Source organism: Tunturibacter gelidoferens (genome assembly GCF_040358255.1).
Taxonomy (GTDB): domain Bacteria; phylum Acidobacteriota; class Terriglobia; order Terriglobales; family Acidobacteriaceae; genus Edaphobacter; species Edaphobacter gelidiferens.
In genome coordinates this window covers 4,619,417-4,635,910 of sequence record NZ_CP132938.1, presented here as the reverse complement: position 1 = coordinate 4,635,910, position 16,494 = coordinate 4,619,417, and the positions used below count along the sequence as shown (strand labels likewise).

The 16,494-nt window shown below is 58.5% G+C and carries 17 protein-coding genes and 1 riboswitch; of the genes, 7 read left to right on the top strand and 10 right to left on the bottom strand.

The window, feature by feature from the left end; translation table 11 throughout:
* Nucleotides 1-101 precede the first annotated feature (101 nt).
* Nucleotides 102-710, top strand: coding sequence for an HD domain-containing protein (locus RBB81_RS19985; protein ID WP_353071845.1), 609 nt, complete (start codon nucleotides 102-104; stop codon nucleotides 708-710).
* A gap of 23 nt (nucleotides 711-733) precedes the next feature.
* Here RBB81_RS19985 and RBB81_RS19980 read toward each other — a convergent pair whose 3' ends face one another.
* From RBB81_RS19980 to RBB81_RS19970, 3 genes are all read right to left on the bottom strand, one after another.
* Complete coding sequence (locus RBB81_RS19980; protein WP_353071844.1) at nucleotides 734-1,087, bottom strand: hypothetical protein; 354 nt, start codon at nucleotides 1,085-1,087, stop codon at nucleotides 734-736.
* Nucleotides 1,084-1,719, bottom strand: coding sequence for a bifunctional nicotinamidase/pyrazinamidase (gene pncA, locus RBB81_RS19975; protein ID WP_353071843.1), 636 nt, complete (start codon nucleotides 1,717-1,719; stop codon nucleotides 1,084-1,086). The genes RBB81_RS19980 and pncA overlap by 4 nt, the downstream gene beginning before the upstream one ends.
* A 135-nt stretch (nucleotides 1,720-1,854) precedes the next feature.
* On the bottom strand, nucleotides 1,855-2,328 hold the full coding sequence (locus tag RBB81_RS19970; RefSeq protein ID WP_183787650.1) for a hypothetical protein: 474 nt from the start codon (nucleotides 2,326-2,328) through the stop codon (nucleotides 1,855-1,857).
* 143 nt (nucleotides 2,329-2,471) lie between these two features.
* Here RBB81_RS19970 and RBB81_RS19965 point away from each other — a divergent pair, with 143 nt between their 5' ends.
* The 5 genes from RBB81_RS19965 (at nucleotide 2,472) to RBB81_RS19945 (ending at nucleotide 7,528) form a co-directional block, all read left to right on the top strand.
* The gene (locus RBB81_RS19965; protein ID WP_183787651.1) at nucleotides 2,472-4,184 is read left to right on the top strand and encodes an acyl-CoA carboxylase subunit beta; all 1,713 of its coding nucleotides are present in this window, start codon (nucleotides 2,472-2,474) and stop codon (nucleotides 4,182-4,184) included.
* Nucleotides 4,185-4,503: 319 nt separating this feature from the next.
* Entirely contained in the window at nucleotides 4,504-5,376 is an 873-nt protein-coding gene (locus RBB81_RS19960; protein WP_183787652.1) for a hydroxymethylglutaryl-CoA lyase, read from the top strand.
* Between the two features lie 65 nt (nucleotides 5,377-5,441).
* Nucleotides 5,442-6,224, top strand: a complete 783-nt coding sequence (locus RBB81_RS19955) for an enoyl-CoA hydratase/isomerase family protein (protein ID WP_348641509.1) — start codon at nucleotides 5,442-5,444, stop codon at nucleotides 6,222-6,224.
* 79 nt (nucleotides 6,225-6,303) lie between these two features.
* Nucleotides 6,304-6,753, top strand: coding sequence for an acyl-CoA thioesterase (locus RBB81_RS19950; protein WP_353071842.1), 450 nt, complete (start codon nucleotides 6,304-6,306; stop codon nucleotides 6,751-6,753).
* 37 nt (nucleotides 6,754-6,790) lie between these two features.
* The gene (locus RBB81_RS19945; protein WP_353071841.1) at nucleotides 6,791-7,528 is read left to right on the top strand and encodes an SDR family oxidoreductase; all 738 of its coding nucleotides are present in this window, start codon (nucleotides 6,791-6,793) and stop codon (nucleotides 7,526-7,528) included.
* Here RBB81_RS19945 and RBB81_RS19940 read toward each other — a convergent pair whose 3' ends face one another.
* The 6 genes from RBB81_RS19940 to crcB all read right to left on the bottom strand — a co-directional run bounded on the left by RBB81_RS19940 (nucleotide 7,529) and on the right by crcB (nucleotide 13,884).
* A complete protein-coding gene (locus RBB81_RS19940) occupies nucleotides 7,529-7,948 on the bottom strand; it encodes a cobalamin B12-binding domain-containing protein (RefSeq protein ID WP_183787655.1) in 420 nt (139 codons plus the stop codon).
* A gap of 402 nt (nucleotides 7,949-8,350) precedes the next feature.
* Nucleotides 8,351-9,127 (bottom strand): DUF3800 domain-containing protein, encoded by a 777-nt coding sequence (locus tag RBB81_RS19935; protein WP_353071840.1) that lies wholly within the window; start codon nucleotides 9,125-9,127, stop codon nucleotides 8,351-8,353.
* A gap of 167 nt (nucleotides 9,128-9,294) precedes the next feature.
* Nucleotides 9,295-11,871 carry a zinc-dependent metalloprotease gene (locus tag RBB81_RS19930; protein WP_353071839.1) on the bottom strand — a complete coding sequence of 859 codons (2,577 nt, stop codon included), beginning with the start codon at nucleotides 11,869-11,871 and terminating at the stop codon, nucleotides 9,295-9,297.
* A 187-nt stretch (nucleotides 11,872-12,058) separates the two neighbouring features.
* Nucleotides 12,059-12,844, bottom strand: a complete 786-nt coding sequence (locus RBB81_RS19925) for a glycosyltransferase family 2 protein (RefSeq protein ID WP_179584930.1) — start codon at nucleotides 12,842-12,844, stop codon at nucleotides 12,059-12,061.
* 269 nt (nucleotides 12,845-13,113) lie between these two features.
* Nucleotides 13,114-13,452: an iron donor protein CyaY gene (gene cyaY, locus RBB81_RS19920; protein ID WP_179584928.1), complete on the bottom strand. Its 339-nt coding sequence runs from the start codon at nucleotides 13,450-13,452 to the stop codon at nucleotides 13,114-13,116.
* Between the two features lie 9 nt (nucleotides 13,453-13,461).
* Nucleotides 13,462-13,884: a fluoride efflux transporter CrcB gene (gene crcB, locus RBB81_RS19915; protein ID WP_353071838.1), complete on the bottom strand. Its 423-nt coding sequence runs from the start codon at nucleotides 13,882-13,884 to the stop codon at nucleotides 13,462-13,464.
* Between the two features lie 34 nt (nucleotides 13,885-13,918).
* A riboswitch (Fluoride riboswitch) is annotated at nucleotides 13,919-13,984 on the bottom strand.
* Nucleotides 13,985-14,260: 276 nt separating this feature from the next.
* Between crcB and RBB81_RS19910 the strand changes: the two genes are divergently transcribed.
* A complete protein-coding gene (locus RBB81_RS19910) occupies nucleotides 14,261-15,688 on the top strand; it encodes an MFS transporter (RefSeq protein ID WP_353071837.1) in 1,428 nt (475 codons plus the stop codon).
* Between the two features lie 139 nt (nucleotides 15,689-15,827).
* On the opposite strand, the gene RBB81_RS19905 is transcribed toward RBB81_RS19910, so the two are convergent.
* Entirely contained in the window at nucleotides 15,828-16,292 is a 465-nt protein-coding gene (locus RBB81_RS19905) for a single-stranded DNA-binding protein (protein ID WP_179584923.1), read from the bottom strand.
* Nucleotides 16,293-16,494: the final 202 nt, after the last annotated feature.

Below are 16,494 nucleotides of genomic sequence, written 5' to 3'. Positions count from 1 at the left end.
CAAAAGCCTAAAAAAACAGGAAAGGAACCTAAGTGGTAACTTGCTTGCTGCTTCGGAAGGCGGTAGGCGGCCGCGTTAGATTTGGAGAGGAGGAGTTTTTGATGAGCGATGGTTTTGGTCGAGTGCAGGCGCTGGCGTTGCTAGAAGAGTGGACCAAGGGCGAGAGTCTGCGGAAGCATGGGTTGGCAGTCTCGGTTTGTACGCAGTCTTATGGCGCGATGGAGGCTTCGCGGTTGGGGCTTGAAGGGGAGGAGGCTTCGTCGTTTGTGGAGCGATATGCGAGCGCTGGGCTGCTGCATGATATGGACTATGAGCGGCATCCGACGCTCGAGGAACATCCGTTTGTTGGCGTGAGCCATTTGCGCGAACTGGGATGGCCGGAGGAGGTGCTGCATGCGATCTTGGCGCACGCGGACTACTCGGGAACGCCGCGGGAGTCGTACCTGGATAAGGCGCTGTTTGCGTGTGATGAGCTCGCGGGTTTCTTGACGGCTTGCGCGCTGGTGAAACCTTCGAAGTCGATTCATGAGGTCGAGGTTGCGGGCGTGAAGAAGAAGATGAAGGACAAGGCGTTTGCGCGGGCGGTGAAGCGGGAGGATATTACCGATGGCGCGGTGCTGCTTGGGGTGAGCGTGGAGGAGCATGTGGGGAATTGTCTGCGGGCGATGCAGGCGCGGGCCGGAGAGCTGGGGCTGGACGGTCAACTCTGATCGTGGCCAGTGTGATCCGTGCGTTAGTGGCAGCCGCGGAGGATGGCTAGCCAAAAGAGCGAGAGAAAAATGGAACCGATGATGCCGATGATTAGGATCGGTGGCCGGGTTGGGTTGGGTGTGGTGACGGAGCGATGGCTACGGCTGTTTTGCTCGGGATGGAGCGGGTTATAGGTGATGGAGATGTGCTCGTTCTGGGGGACAGCGATGGGGGATTGGAACTCGTCGGAGTAGAGGCGGCCGTGTGCGTAGTAGTCGAAGGAGATGCGGAACTTTTCGCGGTTCTGGAAGCCGAAGGCCAGGATGCTGAGGCCGGGAGACTGGTAGCGGCAGGTGGTGACGGTGGCTTCGGTGGCGATCCAGGGCTGCTCGGTCACAGCGTGTTAGATGCTATGCGCGGAATGCCGGCGGCGGCTAGGGCTTCATTGGTTTCTGCGACTGAGCCGGGTAGGTTGACGGGGCGGGTGGCGTCTTCGACGACGATGGTTTCGAAGCCGAGGGCGTGGCCGTCGAGGGCGGAGTAGCGGACGCAGAAGTCGTAGGCGAGGCCGCAGAGGAAAAGGCGGGTGAGGTTGCGTTCGCGGAGGTAGCCGGCGAGGCCGGTGGGTGTGGCGTGGTCGTTTTCGAGGAAGGCGGAGTAGCTGTCGATGTGGCGGCGGAACCCTTTGCGGAGGATGAGTTCGGCGTGGGGGATGTGGAGGGCGGGATGGAAGGCTGCGCCTTCGGTGTGTTGCAGGACGTGTTCGGGCCAGAGTGTCTGGGGACCGTAGGGGGCCTGGATGGTCTCGTAGGGCTGGGCGCTCGCATGAGTTGCGGCGTGGGTGGTGGCGAAGGAGATGTGTTGGGTGGGGTGCCAGTCCTGGGTGAGGATGACGTGGTCGAACTTTTTTGCGAGGGCGTTGATGAGGGGGACTATGGCGTTGCCGTCTGCGATGGCCAAGGTACCGCCGGGCATGAAGTCGTTTTGGAGGTCTATGACTAAGAGCGCGTCGGTGGGTTGGAGTTGCATGGTGACTTGATGGTAGTGCAACAGGTGAAGACTACGGTCGTCCTTCGGACGATGCCCACATCTCAAAATCGAGATATGGGGCACCCGGCGTCATTGGACATGAAATAAGTCTGACATTGCTGCCTGCGTTAATGCTTATGGTTTGAGGTTTGTGGTGTCCTGGATGGTGCCGATTTTTATGTCGGAGCTTTTGCAGTTTTTATCGAGGCAGAAGCCGGTGATCCAGACTTCGCCGTCGCCGAGCATGACGCCCTGGGAGTTGACGAAGAGAGCCTCGTACTTTTGTTTCAGGATGACCGATGAGATGTCGGAGGTGATGATGCGGTCATAGTCCTTGATGAAGGCTTTTGGAGATTTGATGGTTATGGGACGCTTGCCGGGGTTGACCTTGATGGGATAGTGAACGAGGGCAGCGACGGCAGCGGGGTTGTGCTTAGCGACGGCTTGCTGGAGGTTGAAGAGGAGTTGCTGAACTTTGACGTGGCTTCCGACGGAGAGGTCGATGGATTTATCGAGGTCGGCGGTGGGAGTTTGCGCGAGAGCGCCGGCAGGCAGGAGAAGCACGCTGGAGATCAGAATCAACTGTGCGAGGTTGGTGCGGAGGTTCATTCCGTGTCTCCGTGGAAGATGTCTGAACTATGTCTGGATTCAGTTCGAAGATAGGGTACACGTCTTCGGACAAGACGGTGAACCTAATGTGCGGCTAAGATGCTAGGCTGGCGAGCTTTTGTGAATGGCGGTCAGCGGAGGATTTGAAGTTGGAGAGTGCGTTGGGGTCGAAGCTGGATGTGAAGGCGGCGCGGTTTGGAGCGAATCGTGCAGCGTTGCAGGTATTGATGGCGGCTTTGCGGGTTTCGGAGGACGAGATTCGGCTGGGTGGCGGGGCGAAGGCGGCAGAGGCTCAGAAGGCAAAGGGTCGGCTGACGGTGCGGGAGCGGCTGGCGTTGTTGCTGGATGAGGGCAGTGAGTTTCTGGAGCTTGGGCTTTGGGCGGCGTATGGGATGTATGGCGAGTATGGCGGGGCTCCGGCGGCGGGTGTGGTGACTGGGCTGGGGCGGGTGAGTGGGCGGCTGTGCATGATTGTGGCGAATGACGCTACGGTGAAGGCAGGGGCGTTTTTTCCGATGACGGCGAAGAAGGTGCTGCGGGCGCAGACGATTGCGCTGGAGAACCGGATTCCGACTTTGTATCTGGTGGATTCAGCCGGGGTATTTCTGCCGTTGCAAGAGGATGTGTTTCCGGATACGGATGACTTTGGCAGGGTGTTTCGCAACAATGCGGTGATGAGTTCGCTGGGGGTACCGCAGATTACCGCGATTATGGGGATGTGCGTGGCGGGTGGTGCCTATCTGCCGGTGATGACGGATACGGTGTTGATGACGGAGGGGTCGGGGTTGTTTCTGGCGGGGCCGTCGCTGGTGCAGGCGGCGATTGGGCAGAAGACGGACGCCGAGGAGCTGGGCGGGGCGGCGATGCATGCGGAGATCTCGGGCACCGTGGACTTCAAGGAGCCGAATGATCATCTGTGCCTAGCACGGTTACGTTCTCTGGTGGGAAAGATCGGTTCGCCGGCCAAGGCTCCGTTTAGTGTTATCGAGTATGACGGGGGGAAGGACGCGCCGAAGTTTGCGGCGGAGGATTTGTATGGGCTGATCGATCCCGATCCGGCGAAGGCTGCGAGCAATGTTTACGATATGCGCGAGGTGATTGCGCGGATTGTGGATCGTAGCGAGTTCGATGAGTACAAGGCGGAGTTTGGGCGGACGGTGTTGTGTGGGTATGCTCGGATTGGTGGGCGGGCCGTGGGGATTGTGGCGAATCAGAAGATGCACCAGTCGCAGACGGTGGCGGTGGGGCCGCAGGCTGGGGAGAAGAGGACGGAGTTTGGCGGGGTGATCTATACGGAGAGTGCGCAGAAGGCGGCGCGGTTCATTATGGATTGCAATCAGAGTCTGGTGCCGCTGATCTTTCTGCATGACGTGAATGGGTTCATGGTGGGGAAGGATGCGGAGTGGAGCGGGATTATTCGTGCTGGGGCGAAGATGGTTTCGGCGGTGAGTACGAGTGTGGTGCCGAAGATTACCGTGATTGTGGGCGGGAGCTTTGGGGCGGGGCACTATGCGATGTGTGGGAAGGCTTATGATCCGCGGTTTTTGTTTGCGTGGCCTACGGCTCGGTATGCGGTGATGAGTGGGGCTTCGGCGGCGAACACTTTGGCTGAAGTGCGCGCAAAGCAGATGGAGCGTGGAGGGAAGGTGCTGTCGGATGCGGAGAAGAAGGCGCTGTATGACGAGATTAAGTCCTCGTATGATGCGCAGGCCGATCCGAGGTATGGGGCGGCTAGGCTTTGGATCGATTCGATTATTGATCCGGTGAAGACGCGGGAGGTTTTGATGACGGCATTGGAGGCGGCTAGTTTGAATCCGGAGGTGGCGAGGTTTAATCCGGGGGTTTTGCAGACGTGAAGAAATGGCTACGCGATCATCCATTTCTAGCGTCAGGCAGCTTGATAGCTCCTGTCGCCGTCGTGAGCGGATTTGTTTCGTCCGGCGCAGGACATGGCAACTACGTCCTTGCTCGGTTGATTTTGCCTTTCGCTTGTCTAGCGATTGGGGATTATGTGGGCGCGACTGTTGTCGTATTTGTTCTAGCACTATTGCAATGGCCGCTGTACGGACTTCTAAGCGAACGGTCTTCCCATAAGGTTTTGACTATAAGTGCCATTATCGCTACTCACAGTTTGATCTGTTGGTGGCTGTTTACGAAAGGGTCTGAGAGTTTTCGATGAACGAAATAGTGAAGATTATTGAATGTCCGCGGGATGCTTGGCAGGGGCTGCCGAAGAATATGCCGGCGGAGGTGAAGGCGGACTATCTGCGGGTGTTGATTGCGGCGGGGTTCAAGCATATCGATGCGGTGAGCTTTGTTTCGCGGTCGGCGGTGCCGCAGATGGCGGACTCGGAGCTGGTGTTGGAGTATCTGGATCCGCCGGATGATGTGGAGATTATCGGGATCGTGGTGAATGCGAAGGGTGCTGAGCGGGCGGTGAAGACGGGAAGCGTGCAGACGTTGGGGTTTCCTTATTCGGTGTCGCCGACGTTTTTGCAGAGGAATCAGGGGCAGACGCCAGAGGATGCGCTGGAAGAGTTGGAGAAGATCGGCACGCTGGCGTACAAGGCAGGGATGGATGTGGTGGCTTATATCTCGATGGCGTTTGGGAATCCTTATGGGGAGGCTTGGGACATCGACGAGGTGGTCGCGGCTTGCGATCTGCTGGTCGATAACGGGGTGACGCAGATCTCGTTGGCGGATACGGTGGGACTGGCGACGCCGAAACAGGTGAGCGATCTGGTGGCGGATGTTCTGGCAGTGCATGAGGGTATTGAGATTGGCGTGCATCTGCATGCGAGGCCGGACCAGGCGGCGGAGAAGATTCGCGCGGCGTACGAGGCGGGGTGCAGGCGGTTCGATGCGGCGATTGGCGGCCTGGGTGGATGCCCGTTTGCGCAGGATGCGCTGGTGGGGAATGTCGCGACCGAGGTGCTGCTGGCGGAGTTGAAGGGGCTGGGGGCGGAGTTGGAGCCGCTGCGGCCGTTGGATGGGTTGCTGGCGGCGAGTGCGGAGATCTCTCGGAAATATGGTGAGAGAGTGCAGTAAGAGCAGCGAGTCAGCTGATCAGCGAGTTAGCTGGGCTGGCGGAGGACAGAGTTAGGAGGCTTTTTGTGAGTTATGTAACGATTCTAGTTACGGATGTGGATGGAGTTCGGATGATCACTCTGAATCGTCCGGAACGGCGCAATGCGATGACGCCCGAGATGCAGCAGGAGTTGATTGCGGCGATGGAGGAGGCTGCCGCGAGCGACTGCAGCGTTGTGGTGTTCGCGGGCGCAGGGGAGGCGTTTTGTGCTGGGTTGGATTTGAGCGCGCTGCAGGGGATGAACGACAAGTCCGCTGTGGAACATACTGCAGATGCGGAGCGGATTGCGCGGCTGTTTCGAACGTTGTACGAACTTCCGAAGCCGACGATTGCGGCGGTGCACGGAGCTGCGATTGCGGGTGGGACCGGGCTGGCGACGATGTGCGACTTTACACTGGCGGTGCCGGGTGCGAAGTTCGGGTACACGGAGGTGAAGATCGGATTTGTGCCGGCGGTCGTGTCGGCTTTTCTTGTCTTGCAGATTGGAGAGAAGGCGGCGCGCGATCTGCTGCTGACGGGGCGGATCTTTACCAGCGAAGAGGCGCAGCGGCTGGGGTTGGTGAATGAGGTTGTCGACGCGGAGAAGCTGACGGCGCGGACGCTGGAGCTGGTGGGGATGTTGCGGGCAAACAGTCCGGAGGCGATGGCGGCAACGAAGCGGCTGCTGAGGGCTCAGAATAAGCCGTGGTTGAATGCGGCGATTGCGGAGGCACTGGCGGCGAATGCGGAGGCCAGAGGGACGCATGATTTTCGCGAAGGTGTGGCGGCGTTTTTGGAGAAGAGGAAGCCGGTTTGGGGCAGGGGTTGATCATTGCGGGAAGGTGTAGCTGCTGCGACCCGGAGGCAGATCGATCTGAATCGTGGTTCAGATTAGGTAGACTGTCTGGATGATCGAAGTTGTCGCAGAGAAGCGTGTTGGGGAGGCTCGGGTGCGGGTACGGTATGCCGAGACCGACCAGATGGGCGTGGTGTATCACTCGAACTACCTGATCTGGTTTGAGGTGGGGCGGGTGGAGTTGATCCGCAGTATGGGGTTGGACTACAAGCGAATGGAGGCGGAAGAGGGTTGCGGGATCGCGGTGGTGGAGGTGCATGTGCGATACCGTGCGCCGGCCAGGTATGACGATGAGCTAATGGTCGAGACGAGGTTGACGGCCGCTCGTGGGGCGGTGATTAAATTTCGCTACAAGGTGTTGCGGATTGCCGATGGCGCGTTGCTGTGCGAGGGGGAGACGGTGCATGTTGTGGTGGGCAAGAATATGAAGAAGATGTGCTTGCCGCCAAGGTATGCGGAACGTTTTGCGGCTTATCTGGCGTCACACGCATCCCATGAGTAAGTGGTTTGCAGTCAGATCTGTGATGAGGTGAGGTTGGATGAGTACTGACAAAAAGGTTGCGCTGATTACGGGTGGAAATAAGGGAATTGGTCTGGAGACGGCGCGGCAGCTTGGGAAGCTCGGGATTACTGTGCTGATTGGCGTTCGCGATGTGGCCAAAGGCGACGCTGCCGTGACCGAGCTGAAGAAGGACGGCGTCGAAGCGCGTGCGGTGAAGCTCGATGTGGATAACTCAGCGGACTATGCTGAGGTCGCGAAGTTGATCGAGAGAGATTACGGTCATCTCGATATTCTGGTGAACAATGCAGGCATCATGCTCGATGGCCGTAAAGGCAACGAGACCACCAAGACCTCGAAGGACCTTCTGCAGAAGACGTTCAACACGAATTTTTTTGCCGTGGTGGGGCTGACTCAGGCGCTGCTGCCTCTGTTGAAGAAGAGTCTGGGTGGGCGGATTGTGAATCTTTCGAGCATTCTGGGCTCGAATACGCTGCACGCTACGCCGGGGTCGTTTATCTACGATGCGAAGACGTTTGCTTATGACGCTTCGAAAGCGGCGCTGAACTCGTTTACGATTCACCTTGCGCATGAGTTGAAAGATACGAAGATCAAGGTGAACTCGGCGCACCCAGGTTGGGTCAAGACGGAGATGGGCGGCGAGGGCGCGCAGCTTGACATTGAGACCGGCGCCAAGACCTCGGTGGAGCTGGCGACGTTGCAGGATAGCGGGCCGAATGGAGAGTTTCTCCATCTTGGAAAGCCGCTGCCCTGGTAGTCAGCTGAGGAGTAGACCGCGAGGCTTTACGTTTTCGCGGATGAAGGTGATGGTGGTTTCAAGCGGCGTTCCCGGTCCGAAGATGGCCGAGACGCCGTTTTCTTTTAATTTCGGCTGATCCTCGTCGGGGATGGTGCCTCCCAGGACGAGGAGGATGTCTTCGGCTTTCTGTTCGCGGAGCAGGGCTGTGATGCGGGGAACGATGACGTTGTGGGCGCCGGAGAGGATGGAGAGGCCGATGCAGTCGACGTCCTCCTGGATAGCGGCCGAGACGATCATCTCGGGGGTTTGTCGGAGGCCGGTGTAGATGACCTCCATGCCGGCGTCGCGCAGGGCGCGGGCGATGATTTTTGCGCCGCGGTCGTGGCCGTCGAGGCCGGGTTTTGCGACTAGAACGCGGATTGGAGGCGGTTTGGTCATCGAGGAGTGAGTATATCTGGCGGGTGGCTGGGTGGGGCACTCCCCACTGGGGGTTTCTTGCAGGGAAGTACTTTGGTTTCTGCTAGTTGTGACAGGGTGGTGTCTGTAAAGGTAAATGTCCCCTGATGTCAAGTAAGGAGAAACCGATGCAAAATGAACCTACTGAGAAAGAATCCTCACTGCCATTCACGGCTACCGGGTGGGTCGCTTTATGTCGGACTCAATCCGCCGAATTCTCCGACTCTCTTCCTGAAGAGAGTCGCAAACAACTAGTAGAGCATTACTTATGTTCCACAGCGCAAGGGCCTCTGGATTCTGATTTCCATTCAGTAGGTGCAAATTCTCTTGAAGATTTTGTGTAGCTGTTTCGAAGTCTGCCATGCCAGCCATAATCTCATATTTCTATGGAACCACAATGGATTCCAAATAGTCAGGAAGGGGTATGCCTCTCTCCTGATAATTAACCTTCATAACGGCTAGCCCAAACTCTTTGGTGAACGTGAAAAACTCTGACTGCTGAATGAACTCCACCTCTAAGGGATTTACTTCTCTTCCTTTCAACATGTCGCTATGCTTCCCCATCACGCTGTTAGCAAGAATGTCTGCGATCTGGAGTGGGGCATGTATCTTATCGTCGAGCGGCAAAAATGGCCCCAGCCACTTTACTGTTTCATGATTGGCTGTCTTGAAGGCCATGTAGACGTCATGCAGTTCATTGAAATCGTCTCCCTCGTCATGCACAAATGCGACGGTGTGGGGAGCTAGCATGCTCGACAGCTTGAACAACAGGCTTTCGAAGGCAAACTTGTATATGTTTTCTGTGAAGAATTCGGAGGCTAGGGGCAATTCTCTTAGCTCGTTGTATACGGATACCGGAATCGATACTCCAATCCCCCTGATTCCCTTGCTATGCATTGCGAGATCAATCAGCCGTTCGCGCACTAGGGTTGCAGCCTGTCTCCCATAGGGCTCGGGCAGTATCCTAAAACGCTGAAATTCTTTAGTCAGCCATTTGAATTCGCTGGTTTTGAAGTAAGTAATACCTTCGGCCTTTAGCTGATTGTTCCAAGCCGTATAAAAGGCTTCCCAATCCTCCTTTCGAGCATAAAAACCAGCGCAAACGTAAGCAAACTCTTGATGCTTATCCTTGCTGTCATCAAGAAAACACTGATAAAGCATGAGGTCCTGGTGTACCTAGAGACAAGAACAACAGCAGATCCCTGCGGGATGACAACAAAAGAACAGGCAACGGCAGATGCAAAATACAGGGATTCTTCGCTTCGCCCAGAATGACGGCATTCTGAGCGGCGGGTTGTTGTGAGGTTACCGCGATTTTGAGTTTGGTACTAGAGGTCGTCGGCGGTGCCGATCGGCATGCCGGGTGGGGCTTCGATGGGCTTGGCGGGGATGAACTTTTCCGGGTCGCGGTTGAAGTCGTTGATGCGGTCGATGAGGGCGGCGCGGTGGATGGCTTCGGCGGTGTCGGGGAGTGGGGCGGCGGTGGTCCACTGCTTGAGGAGGTCGTTGAGGTGAGAGCGGGCGATGGCTCGGGCCTGCGTGGAGGCTTGCGGGTTGACGGCGAGAGAGAGCATGGCTTCGAGGGCGCGGAACTCTACGGCTCGCTCTACTTCGGAGGACATGGTGTGGCCGCCTTCGGGTCGCTCGGCGGTGGTTTTGGAGATGGCTTCGAGGACGCCGCGGAGGGAGGGGGCGTCGGCGAGGCGCATGTGGTACTGGACGAGGCGTGAGGCGCGGGCGGGGTCGAGGAGGACGTTGAGGGTGAGGTCGGCGGCGGACTCGGCGGTGGCGACGGGGTCGAATGTGAGGCCGGTCTCGGAGGGGAAGGACTCGCGTGTGCGTGGCAGGCCGGGAGGGCGTGGGGGGAGGATTTTGAGGAGAGATTCGGGGAGGGTGAGGGTTTCGGGGGAGAGGGTTTTGAGGACGGCGGTAAGGGCTTTCTTCTGTTCGGCGGAGGGGACGATCTCGGGGGCGGGTTGGTTGTCGCCGCGGAGGTTGTAGCGGTAGTCGAGGCCGCCGATCTCTTTGATGGTGGCTTCGGTTTGGTAGCGGTGGAGGAGATAGAGGGGGACGAGTGTGTCTTCGAGCTGCGCCATGGGTGTGCCGGTGGTGATGGCGTCTTCGCCGAAGCGGGCTAGGGCGGCGGTGCGGATGGTTAGGATGCGGTCGAGTTCGTCGGCGGGGTCGGTGCCGTTGTCCCAGAGGTGGGCGTGGGGGTGTGCGCCGCCGCGGGGGCGGGCGTCTTCGTCGGTGATGTAGAGGAGGCCGGTCTTCTCGCTGGCTTCGAGGATGGCGTTGAGGGCGGCTGGGTCTTCGTTGGGATGTTTATTGCTATCAAATTCGCGGTAGCCGTAGTCGATGGTGACCTTGTCCCAGACGCCGATGTTGACGGCGTAGCTTTGGGCGAGGGTGGGGATGCCTTCTTTGTTGAGCGTGATGTAGGGGTGGGGGTAGTCCATGACGGAGACGGACTCTTCGGGGGTGTGGGGGAAGGAGCTGGCGGCGAAATTGTGGGCGAGGCCGAGGGTGTGGCCGGTCTCGTGCGCGGCTAACTGGCGGGTGCGGGCCAGGGCCATTTGGAGCATCGGATCGGTTTCGGGATTCTTTTGAGGATTTGCGGTTGTGCGATTCCACGTCCCAAGTGGGGCACCCGGAATCGGTGTAAATCCGGGACCTCGTTCGAATTCCCTGTAGGGGCTGAGGAGGGCTTCGGCGATGAGGTAGTCCTGGCGGCTGCGGAGGGAGCCGAGGGTTACGTTGCCTTTGAGGATCTCGCCGGTGCGGGGGTCGACTACTGCTGAGCCGTAACTCCAGCCGCGGGTGTAGCGGTGGACCCACTGGATGATGTTGTAGCGGATGTCCATGGGGTCGGCGTCGGCGGGGAGGATGTCGACGCGGAAGGTGCCCTTGGCCCAGCCTGCGGCCTGGAAGGCTTGATCCCACCAACGTGCGCCTTCGAGGAGCGCGGTGCGGATGGGTTCAGCGGCGCCGCGGTCGACGTAGTACTGGATGGGGGTTACGGCTTCGCAGGCGTGGGTGCAGGCGGGATCTTTTTTGAGGAGGCGGTGGCGGATGATGAAGTCCTGATCGAGCGGTGCGCCTAACGGAGCTGCGTAGTCGCGATAGCTGGTGGGGAAGTAGCCGGCGCGGGGATCGAAGCGGCGGGGCGTGAAGCCGGGGCCGGGGAGTTCGATGAAGGACTGGTGCTCGCGGAGGGTGAGGGCGTGGGGGTCAGGGGTGACGTTGGCGACGAACTCTCCTTTCGAGGGGGCGTCGGTGGTGAAGGTGAGGATGGATTCTACTTCGGTGTTTTTGGGGAAGGCTTTGGTGGCGTCGAGGGCAATGGTGGAGCGGGTGGGGTCGAGCTTGTAGGTGCCTTGCTTGGTGGTGGTGAGGGTCTCGGCTACACCGTGGGCGTCGCGGAGGTAGAAGTCGGTTGCGTCGATGAGGACTGCGCCGTTGGGGTCTTCGGCCTCGACTTTGAAGCCGTAGAGGATGGACTCTGGGAAGGACTGGCGGACGGCTAGCTGCTCGAGCGGGTCGGTGGAGGTGGAGCGGAAGTGCTGGTTGGGTTCTACGAGGAGAAGCTTGGGGCCGGTGCGCTCGAAGTGGAGGATCCGGCCTTCGGAGATCTGGCCGCGGTCGAGGCCGAGGTCGTTGGAGCCGGTGCCGTAGGGGAGGGAGTGGGTGTAGAGGAGGTCGGGGCTGTGGCCGTTGGCGTCGAGGTGGGGGATCTCGAGATAGAGCTTGCCGGCTTTGGCGTCCCAGTCGAGCGGGAGGTAGCCGTCGAGGTGCTTCATGCCGGTGGTTTTGGCAGCGATGGTTTGCGCGGAGATTGTAACCGGAAGCGTGGCATATAGCGTTGGGGAGATGGCGAGGAGGGCCAGGGTCATGCGTTTGGGCATGGTTTTGTTTTACACCAGAGGGGCAAGACAAGAGCAACGGCAAAGACAAATGCGGGGTCTTGACGGATACCGTAGAATGCATCGGTTCGCTGCAACTGAGAGATGTGGCCGCAATCCACTGCGCGGTTCACGATGAGACTGTGACTGCTTCGGTCGAAATGACGATTACATTTCTTGAGGAAGTAGGTCAGGACCTGCGGGCGGTCTGCCAGGCTTTGGCGTACTGCCAGCTGGTGTAGGTGGAGTGGTAGAGGTGGAGCAGGAGGCCTTCGCGGCCATCGAGGAAGCCGAGGCGGAGAAGATAGTTTCGGAAGAAGGTGAGGAGGGGGAGGACGAGGACGTTGTGAAGGAGGGCAAGGCGTGAGTAGCTGGTGTGGCCCTTTTCGATGACGGTCTGCGCACCGAGGGTGCTGTAGCGGTTGAGGCTTTCGATGTAGCTCTCGAGGGTTGGGTAGGCGTGGTGGACGATGTCGTGTTTGAGGGTCTCGGTGACGCCATCGAGTGCGATGGTCTCGTGGACGGGACGGTCGGTGAAGCGGGCGGGAGGAGCGAAGTTGGCGGAGTGGCGGCGGAAGAGGCGGAGGTGGGGATCGGGATAGAAGCCGCCGTGGCGGATCCAGCGGCCGAGGAAGAGATTGCGACGACGGAGGAGGTAGGCGTCGGCGGAGGGAGAGGCGGCGAGGAGAGCGCTGATCTCGGCCTGCAGCTCGGGGGTGAGGGCTTCGTCGGCGTCGAGGGAGAGGATCCAGGTGCCGGTGCAACGCTCGATGGCGAAGTTTTTCTGGGCGGCGAAGCCCTGCCAGGGTTCGAGGAAGAGTTTGGCCTTGAAGGATGCGGCGATCTCGAGGGTGCGGTCGGTAGAGCCGGAGTCCACAACGACGATCTCGTCGGCGAATTGGACGCTAGCGAGGGTACGGGCCAGGTTGGCCTCTTCGTTGAGCGTAATGATCGCTACGGACAGCTTCGGCGTCATGATGGCTATCCCATCCTCCCTGGTCTGGGAGCGAAACTCGTTAGTTGTTTTGTATGCCAGTTGGCCGGATGGCCGCGTAGGGTTTTAGCTTAATACGGTTTGCGCTTTGAAGTTCATTTTTTTGTTGCGGGTGGGCACCGCTTTCCGTTTAAGGAAAACGGGATCGTGTGGCGTGGAGGCTGAGCACTCGCCTGTGCCGCGAACGATGAGACTGTTCGCGGCTTCGATTGTTGAGGTTGGATAGGTGAAGGCAGGGGTGTTGTTGGTGGTCAGGGGAGGGTGATGGCGGGGTCTTTGAGGTGCTCGCGGAGGAGGCGCTGGGTGAGGGTCTTGAGATCTTCTCCGGTCTTGGTGAAGGTGAAGGTACTGGTGGCTTCCGCCCAGTCGAGCTTGTAGCTGGTGGCCTGGGCCGAGATCCAGACCTGGCGGATGGGGGTGTTGGGAGTGATGACGAACTTGCTGGAGCCGTTCTCGAAGATGATGTTCATGACGCCGTTGTTGTCTTCGAACTCGAAGCCCGCATCGTCGTCCTCGGCGGAGATGAGGGACTGTTTGAGGGATTCGAGGGCGCGGTCGGATTCGCGGCGGAAGGTGGCTTCGTCGATCATGAGGTTAGTTTACCCGGTGTACTCCTCTTGAGCTGTTTCGGCGATGGCCTGGGCCGGGACTGTGCGATAGGCGAGGAGGTGGCCTGCGGCTACTGCAGCTACGCATAAGACCACGGACAGAAGAACATTCGCGAGAGCTCTGCCCCATGCGCCGGAGCGCATCAGGTCGAAGGTCTGGAGGCTGAAGGAGGAGAAGGTGGTGAAGCCTCCGCAGATGCCGACCATGACGAAGAGGCGGAGATTCTCGGAGGCGGGATAGCGGCCACTTTGCAGGGTGAGCGTTCCGAAGTAGCCGATGATGAACGACCCGAGAACGTTGATGAAAATGGTGCCGAAGGGGAATCCGATGCTGTAGGTGAGAGTGAGGCGCGTGATGGTGTAACGCAGTAAGCCGCCCAACGCACTGCCGATTGTGACCCAGAGATATGACATCGTCTGCCTCGTTGTTCCTCAAATTAAGAAGATCGAATTGGCAGAGGTCATCAGCCGGATCTTTACGGCGGTTTTGGGAGACCTCATTCCCATGAACTTATCGTAACAGTAAAGGGATGGTTGCTTCCGTAGATCAGTTTCAAAAAAGGCGGCCGTCCTGTGCTGCGGCGGCCGTGAGGAAGGACATCTGGCGAGTACCGCGCTGCGAGGGCAGCATGCGGCTCGGTAGGAGCAGAAGGTGACTGCTCACTGCAGGTCTGTTCCCCTGAATGGTAGGTAGAACGGGAGGGGGAATTGTCAGGAGAAAGTCAGGTTCAGATCATTTAATTGCACTAATCGATTCAGTCGATCTGCATCGTTTTCGTAAAATGGGTTGATGAAGAAGAGTATTTCCCCGATTTACATCACGAGCCTGATCGCGGGCGCCTTTTTCATGGAGAACTTAGACGGCACGATCATCGCTACTGCGCTGCCCCAGATGGCACGCAGTTTCCATGTCGGCGCGGTCAATTTGAACATTGGCATGACCGCATATCTGCTTACGCTTGCGGTCTTCATCCCGATCAGTGGATGGGTTGCCGACCGTTTCGGTTCGCGTTCCGTCTTCGCGTGTGCGATAGGTGTCTTCACGCTGGCTTCGCTGTTGTGCGGTGCAGCTGGGACGCTTACGCAATTTACCTTTATGCGGGTTCTGCAGGGTATTGGCGGCGCGATGATGGTGCCGGTGGGTCGACTTATTGTTCTTCGGACTACACCCAAGGAGAAGCTGACTCAGGCGATCGCTTACATCACGTGGCCTGGTTTAACGGCGCTCGTTATTGGCCCTCCGCTGGGAGGCTTCATTACAACGTATGCGAGCTGGCACTGGATCTTCTTTCTTAATCTCCCTGTCGGAGTCCTGGCTCTGGTGCTCACGCTGCTTTGGATCGAAAATGTTCGAACCTATGAAAGACATCCTTTCGACTGGACGACGTTTCTGTTGGGAGGATTCGCCTCTACCGGTGCTGTGTACGCGATGGAGAAGCTGGGAGGAGACGGCGGCAGCTGGCAGGTGCCAAGTGCCACTCTTGCTCTGAGTGCGCTCAGCGGAGTTGCGGCGATCGTCTTAGCAAGACGCAAGCCGGCGACCGCGTTGGTGGACTTCGAATCGTTGAAGCTCAAGACGTATTCGCTCTCGGTCTATGGAGCAAGCGCATTTCGAATTGCGGTTGCGGTGCTCCCATTTCTTCTGCCACTGATGTTTCAGATTGCCTTTGGACTGAACGCGTTTAGGTCAGGACTTTATCTGCTTGCGCTCTTCGGGGGCGACCTGAGCATGAAGGTATTTGTGATCCAGGTGCTGCGCCGGTTCGGCTTCCGCAACATTCTGCTGGTCAATGGAGTGATTACGGCGGCATCGATGGCACTCTGTGCGACGTTGAACCCTTCTACGCCAACTCTCGTGATTCTCGCGATTTTGTTCTTTCACGGAGCTTGTCGATCGATGGAGTTCACCTGCATGACTACGCTCGCCTACACGGAGATCCCTCCTAACAGGATGAGCCGCGCGAATGGATTCCTGAGCGCGATTATGCAGCTGAGCATGGGGATGGGCGTGGCCGTGGGTGCGATTACGCTGCGTCTGGTTGCGCACGCGCACGGTCACTCTGCCGCGGTGCCGCAACTACGCGACTTCCACATGGCAATACTCTTTATCGCTGTTCTGGCGCTTGGGCCGGTCTTCGATAGCCTTGGACTACCACACGATGCGGGAGTCGCCACGAGCGGTCATCGCCAGGAGAGTCTCGAGGTAACTCCGGTTTAGCGAGAGCGCGCTGGAGCGTTGAGGGCGTGCTGATGGTCGTATGTGCGATGACGCCTGTGGCGGGATGACGAGCAAGATCAAAAAGGCCCCTCGTTGTGAGGAGCCTGTTGATGAAAGGATCAGATGCTGCTGTGTGAAGTTAGAAGGGGATGTCGTCGTCGGTGATGCCTACGTCGGCGTAGTCGGGCTGGCTGGAGGGGGTGCGCTGGTCGTAGCTGGCGGTATTGGACTTGGAGTAGCCGCCGGTGGAGGCGCCTTCGCCACCGGATTTGCCGCCGAGTAAGGTGAGTTCATTGCAGAGGATCTCGGTCTTGTACTTTTTTTCGCCGCTGGTCTTGTCATCCCAGGAGCGAGTCTGGATCTTGCCTTCAATGAGGATCTGCGAGCCTTTTTTGACGTAGTCGCGCACAACCTCTGCGGTGCGCTGGAAGCAGACGATGTTATGCCATTCGGTCTTGTCGGCCCAGTTACCCTGGGCGTCTTTCTGGCGGTCTGCGGTGGCGAGAGAGAAGCTTGCGACGGTCATGCCGCCGGCGGTGGAACGGATCTCGGGGTCTTTGCCGACGTTGCCGAGGAGGAAGACTTTATTGACGCCTTTTGCCATGTGAAGAACTCCGGTGTTTTTTACGAAAGTGAGGTGGCTGCCCAGGTTGGTGCTTGTCGCTGCTTCAGGTACGTCCTCCCGTGGACGTTGTTCGAGGGTACTTCAGTGCATAAACTTTATCCGCTTCGTATCGAAGCTGGGATCTTCCATGCAACGATCCAACCGCATCTACTGGGCGGAAGACCATATCTTACACCATGAG